Annotated in this window: 21 protein-coding genes; 9 read left to right on the top strand and 12 right to left on the bottom strand. The window is 70.7% G+C overall.

What is annotated here, in order from left to right:
* Positions 1-102 precede the first annotated feature (102 nt).
* Positions 103-1,548, bottom strand: coding sequence for an alpha/beta hydrolase family protein (locus ABD743_RS05195; RefSeq protein WP_344719383.1), 1,446 nt, complete (start codon positions 1,546-1,548; stop codon positions 103-105).
* Between the two features lie 70 nt (positions 1,549-1,618).
* Between ABD743_RS05195 and ABD743_RS05190 the strand changes: the two genes are divergently transcribed.
* Positions 1,619-2,185: an ArsR/SmtB family transcription factor gene (locus ABD743_RS05190; RefSeq protein WP_344719381.1), complete on the top strand. Its 567-nt coding sequence runs from the start codon at positions 1,619-1,621 to the stop codon at positions 2,183-2,185.
* Here the strand turns inward: ABD743_RS05190 and ABD743_RS44390 are convergent.
* Both ABD743_RS44390 and ABD743_RS05185 read right to left on the bottom strand, forming a co-directional pair.
* Positions 2,125-2,451, bottom strand: coding sequence for a DUF981 family protein (locus ABD743_RS44390; protein ID WP_465270062.1), 327 nt, complete (start codon positions 2,449-2,451; stop codon positions 2,125-2,127). The genes ABD743_RS05190 and ABD743_RS44390 overlap by 61 nt on opposite strands.
* Positions 2,452-2,713: 262 nt before the next feature.
* Positions 2,714-4,573 carry an ABC transporter ATP-binding protein gene (locus tag ABD743_RS05185; protein ID WP_344719546.1) on the bottom strand — a complete coding sequence of 620 codons (1,860 nt, stop codon included), beginning with the start codon at positions 4,571-4,573 and terminating at the stop codon, positions 2,714-2,716.
* 280 nt (positions 4,574-4,853) lie between these two features.
* Between ABD743_RS05185 and ABD743_RS05180 the strand changes: the two genes are divergently transcribed.
* Positions 4,854-6,371 (top strand): Nramp family divalent metal transporter, encoded by a 1,518-nt coding sequence (locus ABD743_RS05180; protein ID WP_344719379.1) that lies wholly within the window; start codon positions 4,854-4,856, stop codon positions 6,369-6,371.
* A gap of 54 nt (positions 6,372-6,425) precedes the next feature.
* Here the strand turns inward: ABD743_RS05180 and ABD743_RS05175 are convergent, their stop codons facing one another.
* The 3 genes from ABD743_RS05175 to mobA all read right to left on the bottom strand — a co-directional run bounded on the left by ABD743_RS05175 (position 6,426) and on the right by mobA (position 10,354).
* The gene (locus tag ABD743_RS05175; protein WP_344719377.1) at positions 6,426-7,163 is read right to left on the bottom strand and encodes a DUF3616 domain-containing protein; all 738 of its coding nucleotides are present in this window, start codon (positions 7,161-7,163) and stop codon (positions 6,426-6,428) included.
* Between the two features lie 421 nt (positions 7,164-7,584).
* Positions 7,585-9,381, bottom strand: a complete 1,797-nt coding sequence (locus ABD743_RS05170) for an aldehyde ferredoxin oxidoreductase family protein (protein WP_344719376.1) — start codon at positions 9,379-9,381, stop codon at positions 7,585-7,587.
* 97 nt (positions 9,382-9,478) lie between these two features.
* Entirely contained in the window at positions 9,479-10,354 is an 876-nt protein-coding gene (gene mobA / locus ABD743_RS05165) for a molybdenum cofactor guanylyltransferase (protein WP_344719374.1), read from the bottom strand.
* A 129-nt stretch (positions 10,355-10,483) separates the two neighbouring features.
* On the opposite strand from mobA, the gene ABD743_RS05160 reads away from it, so the two are divergent.
* From ABD743_RS05160 to ABD743_RS05150, 3 genes are all read left to right on the top strand, one after another.
* Positions 10,484-11,797, top strand: a complete 1,314-nt coding sequence (locus ABD743_RS05160) for an AI-2E family transporter (protein WP_344719372.1) — start codon at positions 10,484-10,486, stop codon at positions 11,795-11,797.
* A gap of 69 nt (positions 11,798-11,866) precedes the next feature.
* Positions 11,867-12,358, top strand: coding sequence for a ribose-5-phosphate isomerase (locus ABD743_RS05155; protein ID WP_344719371.1), 492 nt, complete (start codon positions 11,867-11,869; stop codon positions 12,356-12,358).
* Positions 12,359-12,371: 13 nt separating this feature from the next.
* Entirely contained in the window at positions 12,372-13,190 is an 819-nt protein-coding gene (locus tag ABD743_RS05150; RefSeq protein WP_344719369.1) for an Fpg/Nei family DNA glycosylase, read from the top strand.
* 95 nt (positions 13,191-13,285) lie between these two features.
* On the opposite strand, the gene ABD743_RS05145 is transcribed toward ABD743_RS05150, so the two are convergent.
* Entirely contained in the window at positions 13,286-14,512 is a 1,227-nt protein-coding gene (locus ABD743_RS05145; RefSeq protein ID WP_344719367.1) for a cytochrome P450 family protein, read from the bottom strand.
* Positions 14,513-14,575: 63 nt separating this feature from the next.
* Complete coding sequence (locus tag ABD743_RS05140) at positions 14,576-15,358, bottom strand: hypothetical protein (RefSeq protein ID WP_344719365.1); 783 nt, start codon at positions 15,356-15,358, stop codon at positions 14,576-14,578.
* Between the two features lie 114 nt (positions 15,359-15,472).
* On the opposite strand from ABD743_RS05140, the gene ABD743_RS05135 reads away from it, so the two are divergent.
* Together ABD743_RS05135 and ABD743_RS05130 are read left to right on the top strand one after the other, a co-directional pair.
* Entirely contained in the window at positions 15,473-16,213 is a 741-nt protein-coding gene (locus ABD743_RS05135; protein ID WP_344719544.1) for an HAD-IIA family hydrolase, read from the top strand.
* Positions 16,214-16,303: 90 nt separating this feature from the next.
* Positions 16,304-16,456, top strand: coding sequence for a hypothetical protein (locus ABD743_RS05130; protein ID WP_344719364.1), 153 nt, complete (start codon positions 16,304-16,306; stop codon positions 16,454-16,456).
* Between the two features lie 22 nt (positions 16,457-16,478).
* Here ABD743_RS05130 and ABD743_RS05125 read toward each other — a convergent pair whose 3' ends face one another.
* Complete coding sequence (locus ABD743_RS05125; protein ID WP_344719362.1) at positions 16,479-16,976, bottom strand: GNAT family N-acetyltransferase; 498 nt, start codon at positions 16,974-16,976, stop codon at positions 16,479-16,481.
* 46 nt (positions 16,977-17,022) lie between these two features.
* On the opposite strand from ABD743_RS05125, the gene ABD743_RS05120 reads away from it, so the two are divergent.
* On the top strand, positions 17,023-17,565 hold the full coding sequence (locus ABD743_RS05120) for a TetR/AcrR family transcriptional regulator (protein ID WP_344719360.1): 543 nt from the start codon (positions 17,023-17,025) through the stop codon (positions 17,563-17,565).
* Here ABD743_RS05120 and ABD743_RS05115 read toward each other — a convergent pair.
* Both ABD743_RS05115 and ABD743_RS05110 read right to left on the bottom strand, forming a co-directional pair.
* A complete protein-coding gene (locus ABD743_RS05115; RefSeq protein WP_344719358.1) occupies positions 17,555-19,075 on the bottom strand; it encodes a PH domain-containing protein in 1,521 nt (506 codons plus the stop codon). The genes ABD743_RS05120 and ABD743_RS05115 overlap by 11 nt on opposite strands.
* Positions 19,072-19,584, bottom strand: coding sequence for a PH domain-containing protein (locus ABD743_RS05110; protein ID WP_379659079.1), 513 nt, complete (start codon positions 19,582-19,584; stop codon positions 19,072-19,074). The genes ABD743_RS05115 and ABD743_RS05110 overlap by 4 nt, the downstream gene beginning before the upstream one ends.
* Before the next feature lie 89 nt (positions 19,585-19,673).
* On the opposite strand from ABD743_RS05110, the gene ABD743_RS05105 reads away from it, so the two are divergent.
* Entirely contained in the window at positions 19,674-20,291 is a 618-nt protein-coding gene (locus ABD743_RS05105; protein ID WP_344719355.1) for a TetR/AcrR family transcriptional regulator, read from the top strand.
* Here ABD743_RS05105 and ABD743_RS05100 read toward each other — a convergent pair.
* Positions 20,263-21,624 carry an acetamidase/formamidase family protein gene (locus ABD743_RS05100; RefSeq protein WP_344719353.1) on the bottom strand — a complete coding sequence of 454 codons (1,362 nt, stop codon included), beginning with the start codon at positions 21,622-21,624 and terminating at the stop codon, positions 20,263-20,265. The genes ABD743_RS05105 and ABD743_RS05100 overlap by 29 nt on opposite strands.
* Positions 21,625-21,769: the final 145 nt, after the last annotated feature.

The raw sequence follows: 21,769 nt of genomic DNA, 5'->3' as shown, positions 1-21,769 counted from the left end.
GCAATCCCGTCATCCCCGGCGCAGATTTCGGCCGGGCAATCACAATCGAGACTAGTTGGCCGTACCCACAGCGGCGCGCCGACAGGGGGTCGAATCGAGAAATCAGGGCACGAGCAGGCCCCAGAACGTGGCCCATGGGACAAACACCGCGCCGGCTGCCATGAGCAGCGCCGCTCTCGTCCGGCCCGCGCTGTTCGCGGTGGCCCGCCACCGGGCGGAGGCCATGATCGCTGCGATCACCGCGACCACTGCCAAGACCTGAAGTGCCAACCACACCAGCGGTCGTCCGGCGAGCATCGGTCCCGGAGTCACGGTGCGTCCGGCGGTCGCCTGCAGATAACCGAGGTACGCGAACGTGCCCGCCACCGTGGTGAGGCCCGCACCCGCCAGCACCCCGGCAGGCCAGGAAGAACGCACGACCGGGCGTCCGCGCAGCCGGCGCCACGTCGCCGTCAGGCCGAACCCCGCGAAGCCGAGCACGAGCACCGCCGGCGCGCCCAGCTGTACCCACGCCGACTCGTACCAGGCGGGCGGCGGCACGGCAGCGGTCGGCCGGGGCTGCTCGCCCACGCCGGCCACGCTGGTGGCCGGCAGCCGTCCTCCGGCGACATCGGTGACCCAACCCGTCACGAGGTCGACGTAGCCGGGGGCGAACGCGCTGCCCTTGTCGAAGCCGTCGGTCGTGGTCCGCAGCAAGTGCTCAGCCCCCTCGACCGTGCGCAGTGTGTAGTGGCGGTTACCGGCCCCGTCGAGGGCGGCCCGGTACGCGGTGACGCTCTCGACGGGCGGGGTCAGCCGGTCCTGCGCGCCCCAGACACCCAGCACCGGAAGCGTGAGGCTCCGCAGCGCGGGGGCGGGGTCGAAGAACGGCTCCGGGAAGAGGCCCATGGCCGTGAGCACGCGATAGGGCGTGCGCGCATGTGCATCGACGAGCGAGCCCGTGACGCCTGCGTGATCCATCTTGATCGTGTCGGCCCAGGTCTGCTGGCGCAGCGGAGCCACCCCGTTCGCGCCCACCACCACGAGGAACGCCGTGTCCGGGGCACGTGCTGCCGCCAGCGGCGCGACCCAGCCGCCCTCGCTGAACCCCCAGAGCCCGACCTTGTCCGGATCGACCTCCGGCCGCCCCCTGAGGAGATCGGCGGCGGCGATGGCGTCGTCAGCGAGGCGGGAGTACGACCGCTCCAAGAGCGAGTAACCGGCAGTGCGCTTGTCGTAGGCCAACGTCGCGATACCGGCGCGCGCGAGGGCCTCCGCCTCGGCGCGGTACTTCTCGCGGGGACCGGGCCCGGCTCCGTGCACCAGCACCATGCCGGGCAGCTTCGGCCGCGCGTCTGCCAGCACCCGCAGTGTTGCGGGGAGGACCAGCCCGTCGCTGGTGGGGACGCTCAGCTCTATCTCGCGGACGGCCGGGTCTGCTGTTGCGCGCGTCCCTTCCTCCGCGATCCGTGCGACGGCAGGCGGTGCCGTCCACGCTGCCGTTCCGAGCAATGCCCCCAGCAGCGCAGCGCCGGCACCGAGGGTGACCAGTCCGCGTCGAAGTTCCATGTCCGCTCCCCGTGCAGAGGCTTATATGCAAAGAAATCTTTGCAACAGGAACTCTGCTAGCTTCGGCGCGGTGACGGATCAGGGAGAACCCCGAGAGCTCACCGATCCGGCGGCCCTGAAGTCGCTCGGCCATCCGCTGCGGCAGCGGATCCTGCGACAGCTGCACCGAGACGGCCCGGCCACCTCCACGTCGCTCGCGCGGGCGCTGGGCGAGAACACCGGGGCCACCAGCTACCACTTGCGCCAGCTCGCAGAGCACGGGTTCGTCGAAGAGGTGCCCGAGCGCGGGCGGGGCCGGGAACGGTGGTGGCAGGCCCGCGTCCGTGACATCCGGTTCCCGCCACGCAGCCGCATGGACGACGAGGTGCGCGCGGCCTTCGACGAGCTCGGCCGGCTGAACGTCGCCGACGACGTGGCGGCTTTCGCGCGCTTCCAGCAACAGCGCGACTCCCTGGGTGAATGGGGCGACGCCCTGCTGTTCGCCCGCGGCGCGCTGCGGCTGACGATGCCGCAGCTGCGCCGCTTCTGGGAGGACTACATGGCGCTCTACGGGCGCTACGCGAGCGACGTCGATCCTCAGGGCGATGATTCCCGGCGAGTACTGCTGCGCTTCGTAGCGTTCCCCGATGTGGACTGAGACCGCTTCAGCGGGCTACCACTGGTGGGTTCGACCACGAGCCATGTCAGCGGGCGGAGCCGGGCGTATGTGGCGGGGTCGAGCTCGGTGTCGTTCCGTCGGAGCAGGGCCGTCGCGGCTGCGATAGCGAGCACCCCGAGCATCAGGGTGGGCTCGAAGAATGCCACGTTGATCGGCGGGTTGACCGTGAGGGGCCAGGTGATCGCAGCCACCGCGCTCAGCACGGTCAGCGGTGCGCCGGCGATGATCAGGATGATCCCCACAATGCGCGCAACAGCTTGTCCCGGACTGTGGATTGGAGACGGGAAATTCTTCTGGAGAATGCAGATCGTCGGGTCCGCGGATCACAATTCCGCCAGGGAAGTGCGGGAACTGTGACCCTGCGGTCAGCTCTCGTCACACATCATCATGCGGGAACTGCGCCGACCGACATCGCCGATGATGATCTTGTCGACTAGTAGAGAGCTGCAGTTCCCGCTGCCATCCCCATGCCATCCGCCGGACAGGCCGGTGCCGCGCCGAGCCCGGTCAGAGCGCGGCCAGTTCGACCGGGTCGCTCGGCTGGTCGAACTGGGTGCGGTGCAGCTCCGCGTAGCGACCGTCCCGCGCGATCAGCTCCGTGTGGGTGCCGCGTTCGACGATCTGACCGCCCTCCAGTACCAGGATCTGGTCGGCGGCCCGGATGGTGGACAACCGGTGGGCGATGACGATCGCGGTGCGCCCCTCGAGCGCCTCACCCAGGGCCTCCTGAACGGCGGCCTCCGAGGTGGAGTCGAGATGGGCGGTGGCCTCGTCGAGCACGACCACGCGCGGCCGCGCGAGCAAGAGCCGGGCGATCGTGAGCCGCTGACGCTCTCCGCCGGAGAGCCGGTAGCCACGCTCACCGACCACCGTGTCGAGACCGTCAGGCAGGCCGGCCACCAGGTCGTCCAGGCGTGCCCGGCGCAGCACCTCCCACAGCTCGTCGTCGTGGGCCTCGGGTCGGGCGAGCAGCAGGTTGGCCCGGATCGTCTCGTGGAACAGGTGGCCGTCCTGCGTGACCAGGCCCAGCGCTCCGCGGATCGTGTCGAACGAGAGGCTGCGGACGTCGACCCCGCCCAGTCGCACTGCACCGGCGTCGACGTCGTAGAGCCGGGGGAGCAGCTGCGCGATGGTGGACTTACCCGCTCCTGACGAGCCGACGAGCGCGATCATCTGCCCGGGCTCCGCGGTGAACGACAGGCCGTGCAGCACCTCCTCGCCGCCCCGGCGGTCGAGCTGCGCGACCTCCTCCAGCGAGGCCAGCGACACCTTGTCGGCGGCCGGGTAGCCGAAGCGGACCTCGTCGAACTCCACGGACAACGGCCCGTCGGGCAGCGGCAGCGGCTTGGCGGGCTCGGCGATGAGCGGCGGCAGGTCCAGCACCTCGAACACGCGCTCGAAGCTCACCAGTGCGCTCATCACCTCGACGCGGGCGCTGGCCAGTGCCGTGAGGGGGGCGTAGAGACCGGTGAGCAGAAGGGCCAGCGCGACGACGTCGCCCGCGGCCATCCCGCCGGTGATCGCGATGTAGCCGCCGAGCCCGTAGACCAGCGCGAGGGCCAGCGCGGACACGAGCGTGAGCGCGGTGACGAAGACCCACTGGACCATCGCGGAGCGCACCCCGATGTCGCGCACGCGGGCGGCCCGGGCGACGAACTCGCGCGTCTCGTCGGCGGGGCGGCCGAAGAGCTTGATCAGGGTGGCGCCCGGAGCGGAGAACCGCTCGGTCATCTGCGTGCCCATGGCCGCGTTGTGGTCGGCGGCCTCGCGTTCGAGGTAGGCGAGCCGGCGACCCATCCGCCGGGCGGGGAGCACGAACACCGGCAGCAGCACGAGCGCCAGCAGGGTGACCTGCCAGGAGAGCGTGAGCATCACGATCAGCGTGAGCGTGAGCGTGACCAGGTTGCCGACCACCCCGGAGAGCGTCTCGCTGAACGCGTGCTGGGCGCCGATCACATCGTTGTTGAGCCGGCTGACCAGCGCGCCGGTGCGGGTGCGGGTGAAGAACGCGACCGGCTGGCGCTGCACGTGGTCGAACACCGCGGCGCGCAGGTCGAGGATCAGCCCCTCACCGAGCGACGCCGAGAGCCAGCGCTGCACGATCCCGCTGACGGCCACGGCCACGGCGATCACCGCGATGAGCACGGACAGACCGACCACCACCCCGACCGGGCCGTGGTTGACGATCGCGTCGACCACCCGGCCGGCGAGCACTGGAGTGGCGACCGCGAGCACCGCGCCGATGACGCTGACCAGCAGGAACGCGACCATCCGGCGCCGGTGCGGCCGCACGAACGCCACGATCCGGCGGAGTGTGGCCAGCGAGAAGGGGCGTTTCTCCTCGTGGGCGTTCGCCGCGTGGTACATCGAGTTCCACGCCACCATCTCCATGCTCATGAGCTACTCCTCGTTCCGGTCGCCGCATCTGCTGCGCACCCGTAGGACGTGGGGAGCCGACCGAACTCATCGGTGTGGAACAACCTCGCCCCGTCAGTGTGGCGAGGGAGACCGACATTCTCGTCCGGTTTCCCCGGGTCTGGAGCAGACGCTAGAAGTTGAAGTCAACTACAAGTCAAGCCGCCTCTTGACCTTTGTCGCTACCGGGGCGATCATTTGTGACAAAGCTCACAATGCTCATAAACTGGACATGGGGACAGCCATGACCGAGGTGCAGCGCGGCGCCCGGACCTACCCGCTCGGCGTCAGCCGACCCGAACTCGCCGTCGAGGACCTGCCGACACCCGAGGAGGTGTTCCGGGTCAAGCGGATCGGCTTCCGTCAGCTGGTCATGTTCGTGGTGGGTCCGAGCCTCATCGCGTTGGGCATCTCGATCGGCAGCGGCGAATGGCTGCTCGGACCGCAGGCGGTCGGGCAGTACGGGTTCGTCGGTGTCGGCTGGGTGATCGTGGTGTCCGCCGTGCTGCAGACCTTCTACAACGTGGAGTGCGCCCGCTACGTCGTGGCCACCGGCGAGGCGCCCGTGGTCGGCTGGGGGCGGGTGCCGCCGGGGAAGATGCTGTGGATCCCGCTGTCCGTCTTCCTCGTGATCTTCGCCTTCATCGCGGGCGGGTGGGCCGCCTCGGCGGGCCAGGGCCTCTTCGCGCTCGTCAACGGCCGCGTCGCGGACGCGTCGGAGGTGCAGCAGACCCGGTGGTACGCCATCGGCCTGCTCATCGTGGTCTTCCTGATCACCGCGGCTGCCCGCCGGATCAGCAGGGCGCTCGAGCTGAGCAACTGGGTGATGGTGGGCTTCATCCTGGTGACGCTCGTCGTGGTCGACCTCATCGTCGTGCCATGGAGCGTGTGGTGGGAGGGCATCCGCGGGTTCGTCACCCCGGCCGCGCCACCCGCGGGAATCACCGCCACCCAGCTCGGGGCCCTGGCCGGGTTCACCGCGCTGGCGTCGGGCCTGAACTGGTACGTGATGGGCCACTACCGCGACAAGGGCTACGGCATGGGCCACCGCACCGGCTACATCGCCGGTATGCGCGGCAGCCGGCGTGAGCTGATGTCCGTCGGTGTCACCTTCCCCGACGACGAGCGCAACGCGAGCCGGTGGCGGCGCTGGTACCGGTTCCTCATGGTGGACATGTGGGGCGTGTTCTTCGTCGGAGCGATGCTGGGCATGCTGCTCCCGACGGTGTTGATGGCCCAGGCCGTGGCGATCTCGGGCGAGCAGCCGACCACCGCCAACGTGCCCACGTTCGTGGCGAGCGCGCTGCAGCCGGAGTACGGCTCCGGAATGTTCTACCTGCTGCTCCTGATGGGCGTGCTCATCCTGTTCTCCACGCAGCTCGGGATATTCGAGGGCATGGTGCGGGTGGTCACCGACGCGGCGCCGACGCTCAGCCCGCGCCTGCGCGAGCTCGTCGAGGGCGACCCGCGGCGCTTCTACTACCCGTTCATGATCGTGCTGCTGGTCGCGATCTCGGTGATCATGCACCTCGCGGTGCCGGTGGCGCTCGTCCAGTTCTCGGCGAACATGTCGAACCTCGGCGCGTTGATCTACCCGTTCATGCTGATCTACCTCAACAGCAGGCTGCCGAAGGTGGCCCGGCCGCGACCGTGGCACTACGTGATCCTGCTGCTGAACTTCCTGTTCTTCGGGTTCTTCTTCGTCAACTTCGTGGCGGACGCGTTCGGCGACCCGCTGATCACGTTCTGAGTTCGAAGCGGAGATCTGTCGGATCGGCCGGCTCCGGACTGCCTTCGGGGCCGGTCACTTCGACTTTTTCTCCAGCCGCGGATCCTCGTTCCAGATGAGCTGGTAGCCGCCTCGGTCGTCGACGAAGACGATCGCTTCGCGTCCGGCGACCGTGCCGGGAGCCACCCCTTCGACTCGCATTCTCTCCGTGAACCAGACGTCCTCGAACTGATGGACCTCGCCCTTGTCGTTGCCGTCCCAGAGAAACAGCAGGAAAGGCGCCTCGGACTCGCTGGTCGAGTTGGCGAGGACGACGAGCGAAGCCTCGCGTGCCGGGTCGTACTCGATCGAGCGCACGCCCATCTCGTCGCCCGTGACGTCGATATTGAGAAAGACGGGATCGAGCATCTCGAGGTTTTCGAGGGTCCACGGAGCCGCGAGATCCTTGACCTTGACCCGAACGAGCATGGGCCGTCCGTGGGGTACGGGCGTCCGGACGCCGAAGACGAGGGCGCGAGAGGTCGGGTCCCAGGAGAGGCCTTCGACGTTCAACCCGGCATCGTCGGGGGTCCACTCGGCCGACTCTCCGATCTTCGGCGAGTAGGCGACGAACCACTCGCGAAAGTCCGGGATGAGCTTGGCGTGCAGTGAGTCGTCCTCACGGACGTCTACGCGGAGCAACCCGGCGCGTGCGGCGGAGGGCTTCGCGCGGTCGCGGCGCTGCGGCGCCGTTTCGAAACCCTTGCGGATCTTATTGCTGAGCGACGGCGAGACGAAGATGGTCTTACCGTATTCGTGCTCGACGAGTGCCATGCACTCCATGTCGTCCACTGCGCCCTCGGGAAGCCCCTGGAGCGGGCGGCGGATGAGCGGTTCGGCAAGCGTTCCGTCCGAGCCGATGACCATCTCGACCAGGCTGTCGTTCAGGTTGTTGTCACAGAACAGGAACCTGGAGTCGCCGAGAGCGACGACCTCGGATGCGTTGAACACATCGATCCACGGAGTCGCAGGAAAAGGTATCGGGTGTATCGGTTCGATAGCTTGGGGTGGCGACCAGGACGTATTTGTCGTTGGCACGGCTCCTCCTGTGTGAGAATTGAATGGCCGGCAACGAAGCATTGGAGCAGCAGGGCACCGACCTGTCCAACTGGGTCATGGTGGGCTTGATGCTGGTTGCGCTCGCCGTGGTGGATCTTGTTCTCGGGACGTTCTGACGGCCCTGAGAACTGGGGGCTCAGAGGAGGAGATCGGCCAGGTCGGCGGGGTCGGGGCGGCCCTCGACGTCGAGACCACGGCCCGTGTAGTAACCCGCAACCATGGACCGCAGGCGTTCGGCGGTGAGCGTGGCGGTGCGGCCCGAGCCCAGCTCGAGCGGGGTGGCGAGCATGCGGCGCGGGAGGGTGTCGTCCTCGGCGGTGGCGCCTTCCCGCAGGTTGAACACCCGCTTGGCCAGCACGATGCGCCGGGCCGCCGCCCGCAGTTCGTCGGGCGTGATGTCCCAGCCCGTGACGGACCGCAGCAGCCCCGCCCACTCGTCGAACGGCTCGGTGAACACACCGCGGAGGAACTTGCAGAGGATCATCGAGTCCATGACCGCGGCGCGGTCCTCGGTGCCGATCGCGGCGGCCACGTGTGCGGAACCGCCGGCCAGCCGGTCCAGATCGCCGGACAGGTCGGCTTCGTAGGCGCCGGAACGGTTGTGGTCGGCTCCCCGGGCGTTCACCGCGAGCCCCAGAGCCATCGACTGCAGCGACCGCGGCTCGTACCCCGGCAGCTCCAGGCCCTTGACCTGCGGCGCGAAGTCGATCGAGCCGTGCCCGACGACGTCGGCCGCCGCGCGCGAGCCGAGCGCGAGCAGTTCGCCGAGACCTTCGGAGCGCGAACCGATGAGGTCGAGTGCCCGTAGCAGCGCCGGACCGTCCCCGAAACGCAGCCACGGCGCATCGATCAGTCCGCGCTCCACGCACTCCATCGCCCACGCGATCGTGCCGCCTGCAGAGATCGTGTCGATGCCGAGCTCGTCGCAGCGGGCGCTGGCGGCGAACACGTCGTCCGGATCGGACACCCCGCAGAGCGGTCCGAGCGCGAACACGTTCTCGTACTCCATCCGCTGGCTGCCACCGCCCTTGCGGGAGTAGATGTGCTCGCAACCGATGGAACACGACGCGCAGCTGTTGCGCGCGACCCCGCGCATCTCGTGCAGCTCCTCAGCGGCCAGCCGCGGCGCCTCGGCGAACGTGGCGGCGGTGAAGTTGCGCGTCGGGAGCGTCGACACCGCGTTGAACGCGAGCAGGTTGGCGAGCGTGCCCAGCTCGCGGTACTTGGCCGTCGCGGGGCCGAAACTGCGTTCGCGCAGGCTCTTCGCTGCGGCGAGCACGGCGGTGGGATCGGCGACATCCACCCGCGTCCCGGCCTTGACCAGCACCGCCTTGATGTTCTTGGCCCCCAGCACAGCGCCCAGGCCCCCGCGCCCGGCGTGCCGACCGTCGTGGCTGATCGTGGCGTAGCGGACGCCGCGCTCCCCGGCCGGCCCGATCGCGGCGGTTCGCCAGCCGCGGCCGAACCGCTCCCGGACGGCCGACTCCGCCTCGGCGGCGGGGAGCCCGGCGAGCTCGGGGGCGGGCTCGAGGCGCACGCCCGTCGCGTCGACCAACAGCACCGAGAGCGCGTCGGCGCGTCCGCGCACGACGATCGCGTCGTTGCCCGTGAGCTTCCCGGAGATCGCGAACTGGGACGACGCCAGTGCGTCGGTGACCATCCGGGTGAGCGGAGACTTGGCGAGCACCGCGAACTTGGCGCTCGTGGTGAGCGGTGTGCCGACGAGCGGGGAGAACACGAAGGCGAGTGGGGCCTCGGGGGCCAGCGGGTCGACGCCGGTGGGGACGAGCCGGTGGAGCAGCCAGGTGCCGAGCCCGACACCGCCGAGGTAGCTACGCAGCACCTGGTCGGAGAGCTCGAGGGGCGTGCCGGTGGCGCCGTCGCCGTGGACGTCGACGACCAGGGCTCGTCCGAAATATCCGCCTGCCGTCACACTGACGACTGTATGCCGATGACCGTGACACCGCTCGTCCGTGCCACCGGACGTCGTGCACTCGGGCAAGGGACGACTCACGGGGCGCGTGGGCGGGTCAGCCGCCCGCGTCAGCCGACAGGAATGCGATGGCGTCACCGGCGACGAGGGGCATCTCCGGGTCGCGGGTGATCTGGTCGCCGTTCAGGGCGGCGACGACGTGCCGGTCGAGCGCCAGCCCGACCGCGGCGGCAGCGGCACCCAGCGTGGCCGCCTCCACCGCGGTGGGCCCGCGCTTGCCGGCAGAGGCCAGCGCGCCGTAGCGCTGCACGGTGATCTCCGGGGCCGGCCGGGCCCGGGCGGCCCGGTAGTCGTCGGGTTCGTTGACGTTGAGCACCGAGTCGAGTGCGGGATCCAGGGCGTGCAGCCGGGGGTCGGTGAGCAGCGCCGCGTCGTCGATCCGGCGCACGCGGCAGTGGTCGAAGAGCATCGCGAGCTTGAGTTGTCCGTGCGCCACCAGCCCGGCCACGACGGGCGCGAGCGCCGTGCGGTACGCGGTGGCGAGCGGCTGGCGGTGGCCGTTGACGTGCGGCAGTACGACGTCGACGTCGGCGTCGAGCGCGGCAAGCACCCGTCGGATGTACGCCGGGTGCAGGAACGGCAGGTCGGTGGAGCAGACGAACGCGACGAGCGCGCGGTCCGACAGCGCCGCGAGCCCGGTGGCGATGCCCTGCATCGGCCCGAGGCCCTCCGCGGGGTCGTCGACGACCTCGACCCTTGCGGGCAGCTCGGGCAACGGCTGGCCGGGCGCACGCACCACGACGACCGGTCCGTCGACCGTGCGGGCCAGCAGGCCTGCGGTGCGGCGCACCAGTGTGGAGCCGTGCCATTCGAGCGCGGCCTTGGACTCGCCCATCCGCGACGAGCGGCCGCCGACGAGCACGACTCCCGCAGCCGGACCGTCGCCGCCCGTGACGGTGCTGTCGGTGCTCACCCCGGAATCGTAGGCGGTACGGCGACAGGTGCGGATCTCCGATGTCTGAGAACCTTGTCCGCGGGTAAGGCTGGCGTGCCGGGCGGGACGACACGCAGCGGTGCCTCCGGACCGAACAGAGGAGTCGTCGTGACCACCACCGAGCGCCCGCGCCGGGGCCGCGGAACCGCGATCGGCGAGGGCCTCACCTGGGCGGCCCGCTGGAGCCTGCGGGTGATCCTGGTGTCGGCGGGCGCATTCCTGATCTGGACGGTGATCGGCCTGCTGTGGTCGGTCATCTTCCCGGTGATCCTGGCGGTGATCGTCACGGCGGTGCTGTGGCCGCCCGTCGCGTGGCTGCGCAAGCACCGCTTCCCGCCCGCGCTCGCCTCGGCGACGGTGCTGCTCGTGGGGGTCGTCATCCTGGCCGGGCTCATCGCGCTGATCGCCACGTCGGTGGCGGGCGCCATCCCCGAGATCACGCGCAGTGCGTCCAGCGGTCTCACGGCGATCCAGCAGTGGCTGGCCGGACCTCAGGTGGACTTCGCCAGGGGCGAGCTCGACGCCGTGTTGCAGTCGATCACCACCCAGTTGCAGCAGAGCCTGTCGACGATCACCACGGGCGTGCTCGCCGGGCTCGGGAGCGTGGCCTCCGGCGTGGTCACCGCCCTGCTGACACTGGTGCTCGTCTTCCTGTTCCTCAAGGACGGTCCCAAGTTCCTGCCCTGGCTGCGCGGGGTCGCGGGCGAGGGCGCCGGCGGCCACCTGGCCGAGGTGCTGCGGCGGGTCTGGGGAACCATCTCCGACTTCATCCGCGTGCAGGCGCTCGTCGCGCTCGTCGACAGCGTCCTGATCGGGATGGGGCTGGGGATCCTCGGGGTGCCGCTGGCTCTCCCGCTCGCCGTGATCACGTTCATCGGCGCGTTCATCCCGATCGTCGGTGCGATCGTGGCCGGGGCCCTCGGGGTGCTGGTGGCGCTGGTGAGCAACGGTTTCACCACCGCGCTCATCGTCCTGGCGATCATCGTCGCCGTGCAGCAGCTCGAGGGCAACGTGATGCAGCCGATCCTCCAGGGGCGCAGCCTCCGGCTGCACGCCGCGGTCGTGCTGCTCGCCGTCACGGCCGGCGGCACGCTCTTCGGGATCGCGGGAGCGTTCCTGTCCGTCCCGGTGGCCGCCACGGGCGCGGTGGTGCTGCGCTACCTGAGCGAGCGGATCGATGCCCGGGCGGGCGGTGAGACGGCGCCCCGGGTGGATCCGCCGCTGGAGTCGCTGCAGACGGTCCTCTCCGTGCCCAACGCGCCGTCTCCGGACGGTTCGGTGCCCGACCCTGACGCACCCGAACCCGCCGGTCCGGCCACTCATATCCCCGACCCCGCCCCCGAGGACCAGGACGAGGCGAACCGGGACGGGAGCGCCGAGGCCGACACGGACGCCGCGAAGCGGGACGACCCTCGCCGCTGAGGCCACCACTCGTCCGTGTGCAACCCCGTCCGGGCCGGGGTGGAGCCGCGTGGGGCAGTATTTCTACTCGTGCGCGTCTACCTCGGTTCCGACCACGCAGGCTTCGAGCTCAAGGCCCACCTGGTTGCGCACTTGACCAGCCAGGGCCATGAGGCGATCGACGTGGGGCCTGTCACCTACGACCCGGAGGACGACTACCCGCCGTTCTGCGTGGAGGCGGCCAGGCGGACCCTCGCCGACCCGGGCAGCCTGGGCGTCGTCGTCGGTGGTTCGGGTAACGGCGAGCAGATCGCCGCCAACAAGGTGCCCGGCATCCGCTCCGCGCTCGCCTGGAGTGTCGAGACCGCCACCCTGGCCCGCCAGCACAACGACGCGCAGGTCGTCGCCGTGGGCGCGCGGATGCACACGGTGGACGAGGCCACGCAGTTCGTGGACGCGTTCGTCGCCACGCCCTTCTCGGAGGAGCCCCGCCACCAGCGGCGGATCGACCTGCTCGCCGAGTACGAGCGCACCGGCACCCCGCCCCCGCTGCCGCCCGGCCAGGTCCCGGCCGCGCCGTAGAGACCTCCCGTAGATGCCGGAAGGCCACACCCTCCACCGGCTCGCCCGGCTGCACCGCCGCCGGTTCGCCGGCGCTCCTGTCTCCGTGTCGAGCCCGCAGGGCCGCTTCGCCGCGAGCGCGGCGGCCATCGACGGCCACGTGCTGTTGCGGGCCGAGGCCCACGGCAAGCACCTGTTCCACCACTACGGTCCCGGGCTCGTCGTGCACGTCCACCTCGGGCTGTACGGGACGTTCAGCGATGAGCCCCTGCCCGCCGAGGCTCCGCGCGGTCTCGTCCGGATGCGGATGGCCGGGGTGACGCACTACGCCGACCTGCGCGGCCCCGCGGCCTGTGAACTGATCACCGCCGCCGAGGCCAAGGCCATCCGTGCGCGGCTCGGCGCCGACCCACTGCGTCGCGACGCCGATCCGGACCGCGCCTGGGAGCGGATCTCCCGCTCTCGCGCCCCACTCGCCACACTGCTGATGGATCAGACGGTGATCGCCGGGGTCGGCAACGTCTACCGGGCCGAAGTGCTCTTCCGACACGGGCTCGACCCGCAGTTGCCCGGCCGCGCGCTGGAGAAGCCACAGTGGGACGTGCTGTGGGCAGACCTGGTGGCCCTGATGCGCGATGGTGTGCGCCGGGGCCGGATCGACACGGTCGCCCCCGAGCACGACCCCCGGCGGATGGGCCGCGCCCCGCGTCAGGACCGGCACGGCGGCGAGGTGTACGCCTATCGCCGCGCCGGGCACCCCTGCCTCGTCTGCGGCACGCCGATCGCGCACGTGGAGCACGGTGCACGCAACCTGTTCTGGTGCCCGACCTGCCAGCCGGCAGCGACCGCCTGACGATCACGCCCCGCCCGTCAGCGCGACATGGACACGTGTCGCTGTTCGGCACGCTCCCGTTCCGCGATGTGTGTCCATGTCGCGTGGTTGGCCGGCTAGGTCGGGTTACCGCTGCTCGTGATCACCGGAAGGCTGGTCAGCCCGTTCACCAGCAGCGCGGGGCTGCGGGCGGGGTCGGCGTCGGGCTCGGCGAGATGCAGGTCCGGGAACCGGGCGAGCAGCGAGCCGATCGCGATGCGGGCCTCCAGCCGGGCGAGGGGTGCGCCGAGGCAGTGGTGGATGCCGTGGCCGAACCCGACGTGCTGGGCTGCGTCCGCACGGCCGATGTCGAACTCGGTGGGACGTTCGAACCGAGCGGGGTCGTGGTTGGCGCTGAAGAGAACCGGGATCACCACCTCACCGGCAGGGATCGTGACGCCGGCGAGTTCGACGGGTGCCGTGGTGACGGACGGGATGGCAACCTGCACCGGCGCGTCGTACCGGAGCATCTCCTCGATCGCGGCGGGCAGCCGCGCCGGCTCGGCGCGGAGCAACCGGAGCTGGGCGGGATGCGTCAGCAGCGCGTACGTGCCGAGCACGATCAGGTTGGCCGTGGTCTCGAACCCGGCGAGGAGCAGCAGATTGACCATGGACGTGAGCTCGTCCTCGGAGAGCCGGTCGCTTCCGTCCCGCACCGCGATGAGATCGGACAGGAGGTCGTCGGCGGGCTGGGCACGCCGCTCCGCGATCAGTTCCCGGACGTACGCGACCAGGTGTTCAGCGGCGTCGATGTAGACGTCCGCCGGGTACACCGCCCCGTTGATGGCGATCGTCGTCCACGCGCGGAACTCGTCGCGGATATCGGCGGGTACCCCGAGCATCTCGGCGATGACGGCGATCGGCAGCGGGTAGCCGAACGCCGCCACGAGATCCACCGGCGTGCCATCGGCCCCGGCGCCCTCGACGTCGTCGAGCAGTGCATCGGTGATCGCCTGGACCCGTGGCGCGAGGGTGTCGACCCTGCGGCGGGTGAACGCCGCCGAGACCAGACGCCGCAGGCGGGTGTGGTCCGGTGGGTTCCTCATGAGCATGTGCGCGTCCCGCGCTGCGCCGAGCTCGGCGGGAACCTCGTCGAGATGCGGGCCGTCGTGGTGCGGCTTGATGACGTGGGGGTGGGTCAGCAGCTCACGGGCCTCGGCGTGGCCGGTGATCAGCCACACCCGCACGCCCGTGAACAGCACCGTCTGTTGTACCGGTCCCGACGCCGCCAACTCGGCGAAGGCCGCTCGCCGTGCCGACGTGCTGGTCTCCGTGAAGGGTGACGGACCCGCCCCGACGATCATCGGCCAACCGTACGGGAGCGGCCGTGTCTCGCCCGTGGGACGGCCGGGCCCGTGAGGCCGGCGTCAGAAGTCGCCGAATCCTCCGCCGCCGAAGTCCCCGCCCCCGAAGTCGCCGCCGAGATCGCCGCCCCCGAAGTCGCCTCCGGGGTCGCCCGCTCCCGGGTCGCCGCCGTCGAAGCCACCGTCGCCGCCCATGTCGCCCTGGGCGGCGCCGTCGGCGAACCCGTCGGCGTAGGCCACCCCGGACATGCCCGAGAACAGGGAGCTGAAGAGAAGGGCCGAGCCGATCCCCCACGCCCCGGCCACCAGGGCCGGGCGCCACCACGGCTCGGAGTACCAGCCGCGGGGCACCGGCCGTCCGGCGACCATTCCGCCGGGGTAGTAGTGCCGGTTGCGCTCGGAAGCCTCCGGGGAAGCGCTGTAGGAGTGGCCCTCGACGTCGACGTCCCGGTCCTCGGTGACGGAGCCCGCGCGCTGCTGCCCGGGCAGCGGGGGCAGGTCCGGCCCTGGGTCGATCCCCATCGCGGTGCGAGCCGCGCGCACGTAGTAGAGGCCCTCGTACGCCGTCTCCGTGACGTGCCGGGCCTGAGCAGTGGTCTTGGCCTGGTCCAGCTGCGAACCCGCGGCGTTGTACCGCTCGGCGGCATCGGCCAGCGCCTGCTTCGACGCCTCGTCGGTGCCGATCAGGTTCAGCACCTGGCCGCCCAGCCGCTCGACCCAGCGCCGCGCTTCGGACTTCGCGTCCTCGAGCTCACGCTCGCGCGTGGCCGCGCGCTGGCGGATGAGCCAGACGGCGCCGACCACTACCAGTACCAGGACGACCACGGTAAGTATCGTGCCCGCCATTACCCACCACTCCCTCGGAAACAGTCAACCCGGACAACGCCGGTAGCCCAGGCATCGTTCCCCTAGGCTCCCACTGTGGGCGATCCCAAGGCGATCGAATGCTGGATGACCGACATGGACGGCGTGCTCGTCCACGAGGGCAGGCTGATCCCCGGGGCCGACGCTTTCGTCACGCGGCTGCGTGAGGCGGGCAAACCGTTCCTCGTGCTCACCAACAACTCGATCTATACCCCGCGCGACCTGCAGTTCCGGCTCCGGTCGAGCGGTATCGATCTGCCGGTGGAGTCGATCTGGACGTCCGCGCTGGCCACCGCCACCTTCCTCGACGACCAGCGGCCGCAGGGCAGCGCATACGTCGTGGGGGAGGCGGGGCTCACCACCGCGCTGCACGAGATCGGTTACGTGCTCACCGACAGTTCACCCGACTACGTGGTGCTCGGTGAGACCCGCACGTACAGCTTCGAGGCGGTCACCACGGCGATCCGGCTGATCCGGTCGGGTGCCCGGTTCGTGGCCACCAACCCCGACGCCACAGGACCCTCCAGCGACGGCGTGCTCCCGGCAACCGGTGCGGTCGCCGCACTCATCAGCCGCGCCACCGGGGTCAGCCCGTACTTCATCGGCAAGCCGAACCCGCTGATGATGCGGGCCGCGCTCAACCGGGTGCAGGCCCACTCCGAAACCACCGTGATGGTGGGCGATCGGATGGACACCGACATCGTGGCCGGGCTGGAGGCGGGGATGCGCACGATTCTGGTGCTGACCGGAATCATGCAGGCCGACGAGATCGACCGCTTCCCCTACCGGCCGTACCGGGTGGTGCCCTCGATCGCCGACCTGGTGGACGAGATCTGAACCACTGGAGCTGTCAACGGTCCAGGTCGCAGGCCCAGCGGAGGTCCGAGCCGCGGAAAATGACAGCCGTGTGATTTAGCATCGGGCTCCATGGACATCACGATCACCACCAGCTGGTGGAGCTGCCCGGGCTGCGGCGTGGAGGTGGAGCTGCCGGACACGGCGGCGTCCGGCTGCCTGGTTCCCTGCCCCGACTGCGGCGATGCGATGGCCGAGCAGTGGCAGTGGGACACCGCCGCCTGAACGGGCGCTCCCGGCCCGGCCCTCAGGCCGGGCGCAGGTCGAGCTCGTAGTCCTCCTCCGCCATGTCGAGGCCGAAGTGGTGCGTGGGCTTGTGCGCCACCAGTCGGAAGCCGGCGGTGCGGTAGATGCGGCGGGCGGCCGTCAGCACGTCATTCGTCCAGAGCCGCATCCGCTGGTAGCCGGCCTCGCGGGCGAAATCCACGCAGGTGTCGACGAGGCGGGTCCCCAGACCGTGGCCCCGCGCGTCGGGGTGCACGAGCAGTATCCGCAGCTTCGCCGTTCCGGGCTCGTCGCCCGCCACGCAGAGCACGCAGCCCACGCGCCTGCCGTCCAGCTCGGCTATCCAGCCGCGTTCGCACCGCTCGTCGTGAGCGTGGGCGAAGTCGGCGACGATCCCTGCCACCAGCGCCTCGAACGAGACGTCCCAGCCGAACTCCTTCGCGTACAGCTCGCCGTGCGCCTGCACCATCCAGCCGAGGTCGCCCGGCTCGCCGAGCGATCGGATCTGCACATCACCCATAGGGGATCCCTCCACTGAAACGGTCGTTTCAGTGGAGAATGGCGCAATGACCGCGGATCGGCAAGTCCTCTCGCCTCGCCGCGAGGAACTGCTCGAGATGGCCTATCGATACGTACTGCGCCACGGCCTGACGGGGATGTCGCTGCGGCCGCTCGCCGAGGCCATCGGGTCCAGCCCGCGCGTGCTGATCTACCTGTTCGGCTCGAAGGACGGCCTGGTGCAGGCGCTGCTCGCGCGCTCGCGTGTCGACGAGCTCGACCTGCTCGCCGCGGCCGGTCCGACGGGCGAGCCGGCCGAGGCGGTCGGGCGGCTGTGGCGCTGGCTCGCCGACCCCGCCCACACCGACCTGTTGCGGCTCTGGGCGGAGGGCTACGCGCGATCGATGGTCGAGCCGCACGGGCCCTGGGGCGGGTTCGCCGCGCGCAGCGTCGAGGACTGGCTCGACGTTCTCGGCGAGGTGTTCGACCGCACGGACGCCACCGCTGTGCTCGCCGTGTTGCGCGGGGCGATGCTGGACCTGCTCGCCACCGGCGACGTCGAACGCACCACGGCCGCCGTGCACCGGCAGATCGCCCTGCTCACCGGCTGACGGGCGTTCCCTCGGCGACGTGCGGCCGTGTGACCTGCAGGAACGGGGTGAGAAGGTCCGGAACCGCCCGTTCGGCGACGAGGAGCCCGTCGCTCACGCCGACGTCCAGGATCGAGTAGGCGCCGGCGCCCGCCGCGGTCGTCGCGCTGATCGTGAGGAGGCCGGCGTTGCGCTGGAAGATCGACTGCTTCGCCGTCCAGCCGATGATCCCGCTGCGCTGCAGGGCCACCGTCGCGCGTCGCGTGGTGCCACTGCGGGTCACGAGGTACTCGGGTGTCAGACCGTGGCCGAGGCCGCGGTAGGCGTCCAGTGCGAGCAGCACCGCGGCGGGCACGAGCACGAGCGCGGCGATCCACGCCACGTGGAGCAGCACCTCGGTGAGGAGCAGCCCCAGCAGTGCCAGCACGGCCACGGGCACGGCGGCGGTGCCGACGGCCCAGCGCACGCGGCGGCTGCGCGCCGTCGCCGGATGAGCCGTGAGGCGGATCGACGTGGGCGGTCCGTCGGGTTCCCGCAGAACGCTGGCGGCCACCCGGTCCGCCACCGCGCGGGGTGCGGCGGGCAGCAGCGTGCGGTGGTCGGTCTTGTCCTTCTCGGACGGTGCCACCATCCCGGTCGCCACGGCGTCCACACGGGCGGCACCGGCGAGGCGCGCGCCGAGCGGCTCCACGATCTCCACGCCACGCAGGCGCCGCTCCTCCAGCGAGATCGAGCGGGTGGTCAGCAGCCCGCGCCGGACCCGCAAAGTGCCTCCCGGCTCCCGGTCCAGCCGGTATGACCACCACATCTCCACGAAGAGGCCGAGCGAGCCGATCACGCCGATCACGAGGGCCACCGCCGCCAGCACGACGACGGTGGTGACGATCGGGACGCCGCGGAAGAGTGCGATCGCCCAGCCGATGACGCCGTCCTGCATGCCGAACCAGTCCGCCACGTTGAGCACGACGCCGAACGCCCCGCCGCCGAGCACCGGGGTGAGGAACGACAGCGGCGCGTACCGGATCCATGCCGGGTCCAGCCGCGCGAGGGAGCCGTCGGCGGTGATGTCGGTCGCGCGGTCGAGCAGAGTGCGGCGAAGCTCCTCGGCCACTTGCCTCGTCACGGGGCGCAACCTGACCGATCCCTCGGAGCCCGACTGCTCGCCGGTGCCGATCAGCACCTGGACGAGGCCGAACACCCGCAGGAGCGGGTCGGCCGTGACGTCCACGGTGCGGACGCGGTCGCGGTGCAGCGAGCGGCGCCTGCTGATGAACACCCCGGTGTGCAGCTCGACCCGCTCGGGCGTGATGCGGTAGCGCGTGCGGCGCCACCGGACGTGGTCGATCACGCAGGAGACGGCGACGACCAGCACGGCCGCCGACAGCACCCACAACAGGGCGGTACCGAAGGACGTGACGCGCGTGATCCAGTAGATCGCGAGCACCGCCGCGCCCGCGCATCCGCCGGCGACGAGGAGGGCGGTGACGGCGACCGTGCGGCGGTCGAGCGCCGCCCACTCCGGGCCGGTCATGTCGCATCCCCGGCCGTGGCCTGGGTGGTCTCGGTCAGCCGTTCCGCGACGTCCGCGGCGGTCTGCTGGTCGAGGCCCTCGATCTTCACCGCTCCCTTGGCCGACGCGGTGGTCACCGTCACCGTCGCGAGGCCGAAGTGCTGTTCCAGCGGGCCGCGCTGCGTGTCGACGGTCTGGATGCGGGACAGGGGCGCCACGCGCCACTCCTGCCAGAAGTAGCCGGAGCGCGTGTAGACCGCGGTGTCGGTGACCTCCCAACGGTGCAGGCGGAACCACCACCGTGGCAGGAGCAGCGCCAGCGGGAGTCCGGCCAGCGCCAGCACCACCGCAGGCATCAGCAGCCAGAAACGGGCCGGCTCGATCAGCAACCCGAGCACCGCGAGCACCACGACCGGCGGGGCGAACGTCAGCGCGATTCCTGCACGCCACCAGGCCACCGCGCGCGGGTCGACCTCGTTGCGGGGCGGCCGTAGTCGTACCTCTACCGGTTCCGCGTGTGACGTGGTCACCGTTTCTCCCCCCGTTGTCATGCGATCGCATCGTATAAGCTGGGGCGGGCGGTTCGCAATGCGAGCGCATGATGAAAGGACAGAGGCTGGTGCCCAAGCTGGTTGATCACGATGAGCGACGGCGCGAAATCTCCGCGGCGGTGCTGCGGCTCGCCGCAGGTGAGGGGCTCGAATCCGTGAGCTTGCGCCACGTTGCGGCCGAGGCGGGCATCTCGATGGGGTCGGTGCAGCACTACTTCGACAGCAAGGACGAGATGCTGCTCTTCGCCCTGCAGCATCTCGCCCAGCAGCGCGAGCAGCGGATCACCGAGCGGCTCTCGGTCGCGCCCGACCCGCCGACGGTGCGGTCGGTGCTACGGACCTGTCTGGTGGAGGTCCTTCCCACCGACGAACAGCGACGCTCGGAGTGGCTCGCCGGAATCGCCTACTTCATCCGGGCCCTGAGCGAGCCGCAGGTGGCCGCCGCGATGGCCGAGGGCGTGCCGAAGCTCATCGCGTTCTTCGCCGACCAACTCGACACCGCCCGGCGCGCGGGCGACCTCGCCACGGGCGTCGACGTCCGGCAGGAGGCGATCCTGCTGTGGTCGATCGTCGACTCCCAGGCGACGGCCGTCGTGCTCGGGCAGAGCACTCCGGACGAGGCCGTCGCCACGGTGGACTACTACCTGGACAGGTTGTTCAGCCCGCCGGGAAGTGCGACTTCGTGATGACTCCGTGCACGCCGACCGTGCGGTCCACCACCTGCGAGACCGTGAAGCTCGCGGCCGCCGAGAGATAGGCGTACGCGGTGGCGCGGTCCATGCCCTGGTCGTGCTCGAGGAAGTCGAGGGCGTTGACCACGGCCCGCCGCATCGCGGCGTCGAGGTCGCTGCCCTGCCCGTTCGCGGCGCCGTCAGGGTCGGACAGGCCGATCGGCACCCACGCGTCGGGCGTCTCCGCGAAGGGATAGCGGTAGGCGACCGACGGCGCGTCGCCCGAGCCGGGCTTGCACACCGTGAGCCGGAAGGTGGCCCGAAGCGACCCCTCCACCGCGGTGAGGGCCACCTCGCCGTCGCCCATCGCGAGATGCGGGTCACCGACGTAGAACAGTGCGCCCTCACCGTGGACGGGCAGGTAGAACGCCGAGTCCGGACCCAGCAGCCGGATGTCGATGTTGCCGCCACCCAGCGTCGGGGGGATCGAGTTGAGCTCGGGTGCGGTCTCGCCGGTCGCCGTCGTGTGCGCGACGCCCATCGTCCCCATGAACGGCTGCAAGGGGAACACGACCTCGCGCCCGCTCGAGCCGAAGGGCATCACTCCGACCGCGCCGTCCTTCCCCTCCCGGACGCTGGTGAAGACCGAGACGTTGCCGTAGCGCAGCGGGTCCTTCGTCGCGCGGCCGTCGGCGGCGACAGGTGGCATCACCTCATCGAGCGTGATTCCGGCCGGAGCGCCCCCGTCCGAGGTGCGGGCGAGGGCCCCCTTGCCGTGCCGGCTGGAGACCACGCCGTACGGCACGCGCGGCACGGCGGACAGCGTCTCGACCTTCAGCACGTCACCCGGTTCGGCGCCTTCGACGAAGATCGGGCCGGTGATCACGTGTGGACCGTCGACGTCGAAGTTGCGTGGGGTGCGGCGGTAGTCCCGGGCGATCGCGATCGCGTCGGTCAGTACGTCGTTCTCGGCCACGTGGTGGCCACCGAAGTACGCGACGGGATCGCGGCCCTGGTCCTCCAGGATGCCCTCGTGCGAGACGGTGTCGATCGTCACCGTCTCGCCCGAGGCGATGCGCAGGGACGGCGCGGCTCCGATCGCCGGGACGTATCCCCAGCGGACCTCGTCGGGGGTGGAGGGCAGGTAGTGGTCGCCGTGGATGGGGCCGGAGCCCGGCTGCAGAGGTTCGGTCGGCGCGGACGCGGGTGCGGCGAGGGCGGGCGAGGCTCCGAGCAGGGGCGAACCCACGGTGATGGCGGTGACGGCAGTGGCGGCGCGCAGGAACCCGCGCCTGCCGATGCCCTCGACGATGAGTGCGCGTGCAGTGACCGGATCAAGGGAGCTCATGAACGGATCGTCTTGTTCCTCCTTTTCGCTGGCGTTACCCACCGAGTCGGTCGGATGAATCCACCGGATCGGGCGCAGCTCGTCGGGCGGAGGAGCAACTTCGGCTCCGTCGTGGTTGGATACGAGGAGGTCGTTCAGTTTCGGT

It is taken from the genome of Pseudonocardia yunnanensis, assembly GCF_039534065.1.
GTDB classification, from domain to species: domain Bacteria; phylum Actinomycetota; class Actinomycetes; order Mycobacteriales; family Pseudonocardiaceae; genus Pseudonocardia; species Pseudonocardia yunnanensis.
Note: the sequence above shows the minus strand (reverse complement) of the source record. Positions and strands in the feature narration are given on the sequence as shown.

What these genes read in the sequence shown, in the direction of transcription:
- ABD743_RS05195 (WP_344719383.1), bottom strand. Translation starts at nt 1,548, where the DNA reads ATGGAACTTCGACGCGGACTGGTCACCCTCGGTGCCGGCGCTGCGCTG.
- ABD743_RS05185 (WP_344719546.1), bottom strand. Translation starts at nt 4,573, where the DNA reads ATGTACCACGCGGCGAACGCCCACGAGGAGAAACGCCCCTTCTCGCTG.
- ABD743_RS05180 (WP_344719379.1), top strand. Translation starts at nt 4,854, where the DNA reads ATGGGGACAGCCATGACCGAGGTGCAGCGCGGCGCCCGGACCTACCCG.
- ABD743_RS05175 (WP_344719377.1), bottom strand. Translation starts at nt 7,163, where the DNA reads ATGGCACTCGTCGAGCACGAATACGGTAAGACCATCTTCGTCTCGCCG.
- ABD743_RS05150 (WP_344719369.1), top strand. Translation starts at nt 12,372, where the DNA reads ATGCCGGAAGGCCACACCCTCCACCGGCTCGCCCGGCTGCACCGCCGC.
- ABD743_RS05145 (WP_344719367.1), bottom strand. Translation starts at nt 14,512, where the DNA reads ATGATCGTCGGGGCGGGTCCGTCACCCTTCACGGAGACCAGCACGTCG.
- ABD743_RS05140 (WP_344719365.1), bottom strand. Translation starts at nt 15,358, where the DNA reads ATGGCGGGCACGATACTTACCGTGGTCGTCCTGGTACTGGTAGTGGTC.
- ABD743_RS05135 (WP_344719544.1), top strand. Translation starts at nt 15,473, where the DNA reads ATGGACGGCGTGCTCGTCCACGAGGGCAGGCTGATCCCCGGGGCCGAC.
- ABD743_RS05130 (WP_344719364.1), top strand. Translation starts at nt 16,304, where the DNA reads ATGGACATCACGATCACCACCAGCTGGTGGAGCTGCCCGGGCTGCGGC.
- ABD743_RS05125 (WP_344719362.1), bottom strand. Translation starts at nt 16,976, where the DNA reads ATGGGTGATGTGCAGATCCGATCGCTCGGCGAGCCGGGCGACCTCGGC.
- ABD743_RS05120 (WP_344719360.1), top strand. Translation starts at nt 17,023, where the DNA reads ATGACCGCGGATCGGCAAGTCCTCTCGCCTCGCCGCGAGGAACTGCTC.
- ABD743_RS05115 (WP_344719358.1), bottom strand. Translation starts at nt 19,075, where the DNA reads ATGACCGGCCCGGAGTGGGCGGCGCTCGACCGCCGCACGGTCGCCGTC.
- ABD743_RS05100 (WP_344719353.1), bottom strand. Translation starts at nt 21,624, where the DNA reads ATGAGCTCCCTTGATCCGGTCACTGCACGCGCACTCATCGTCGAGGGC.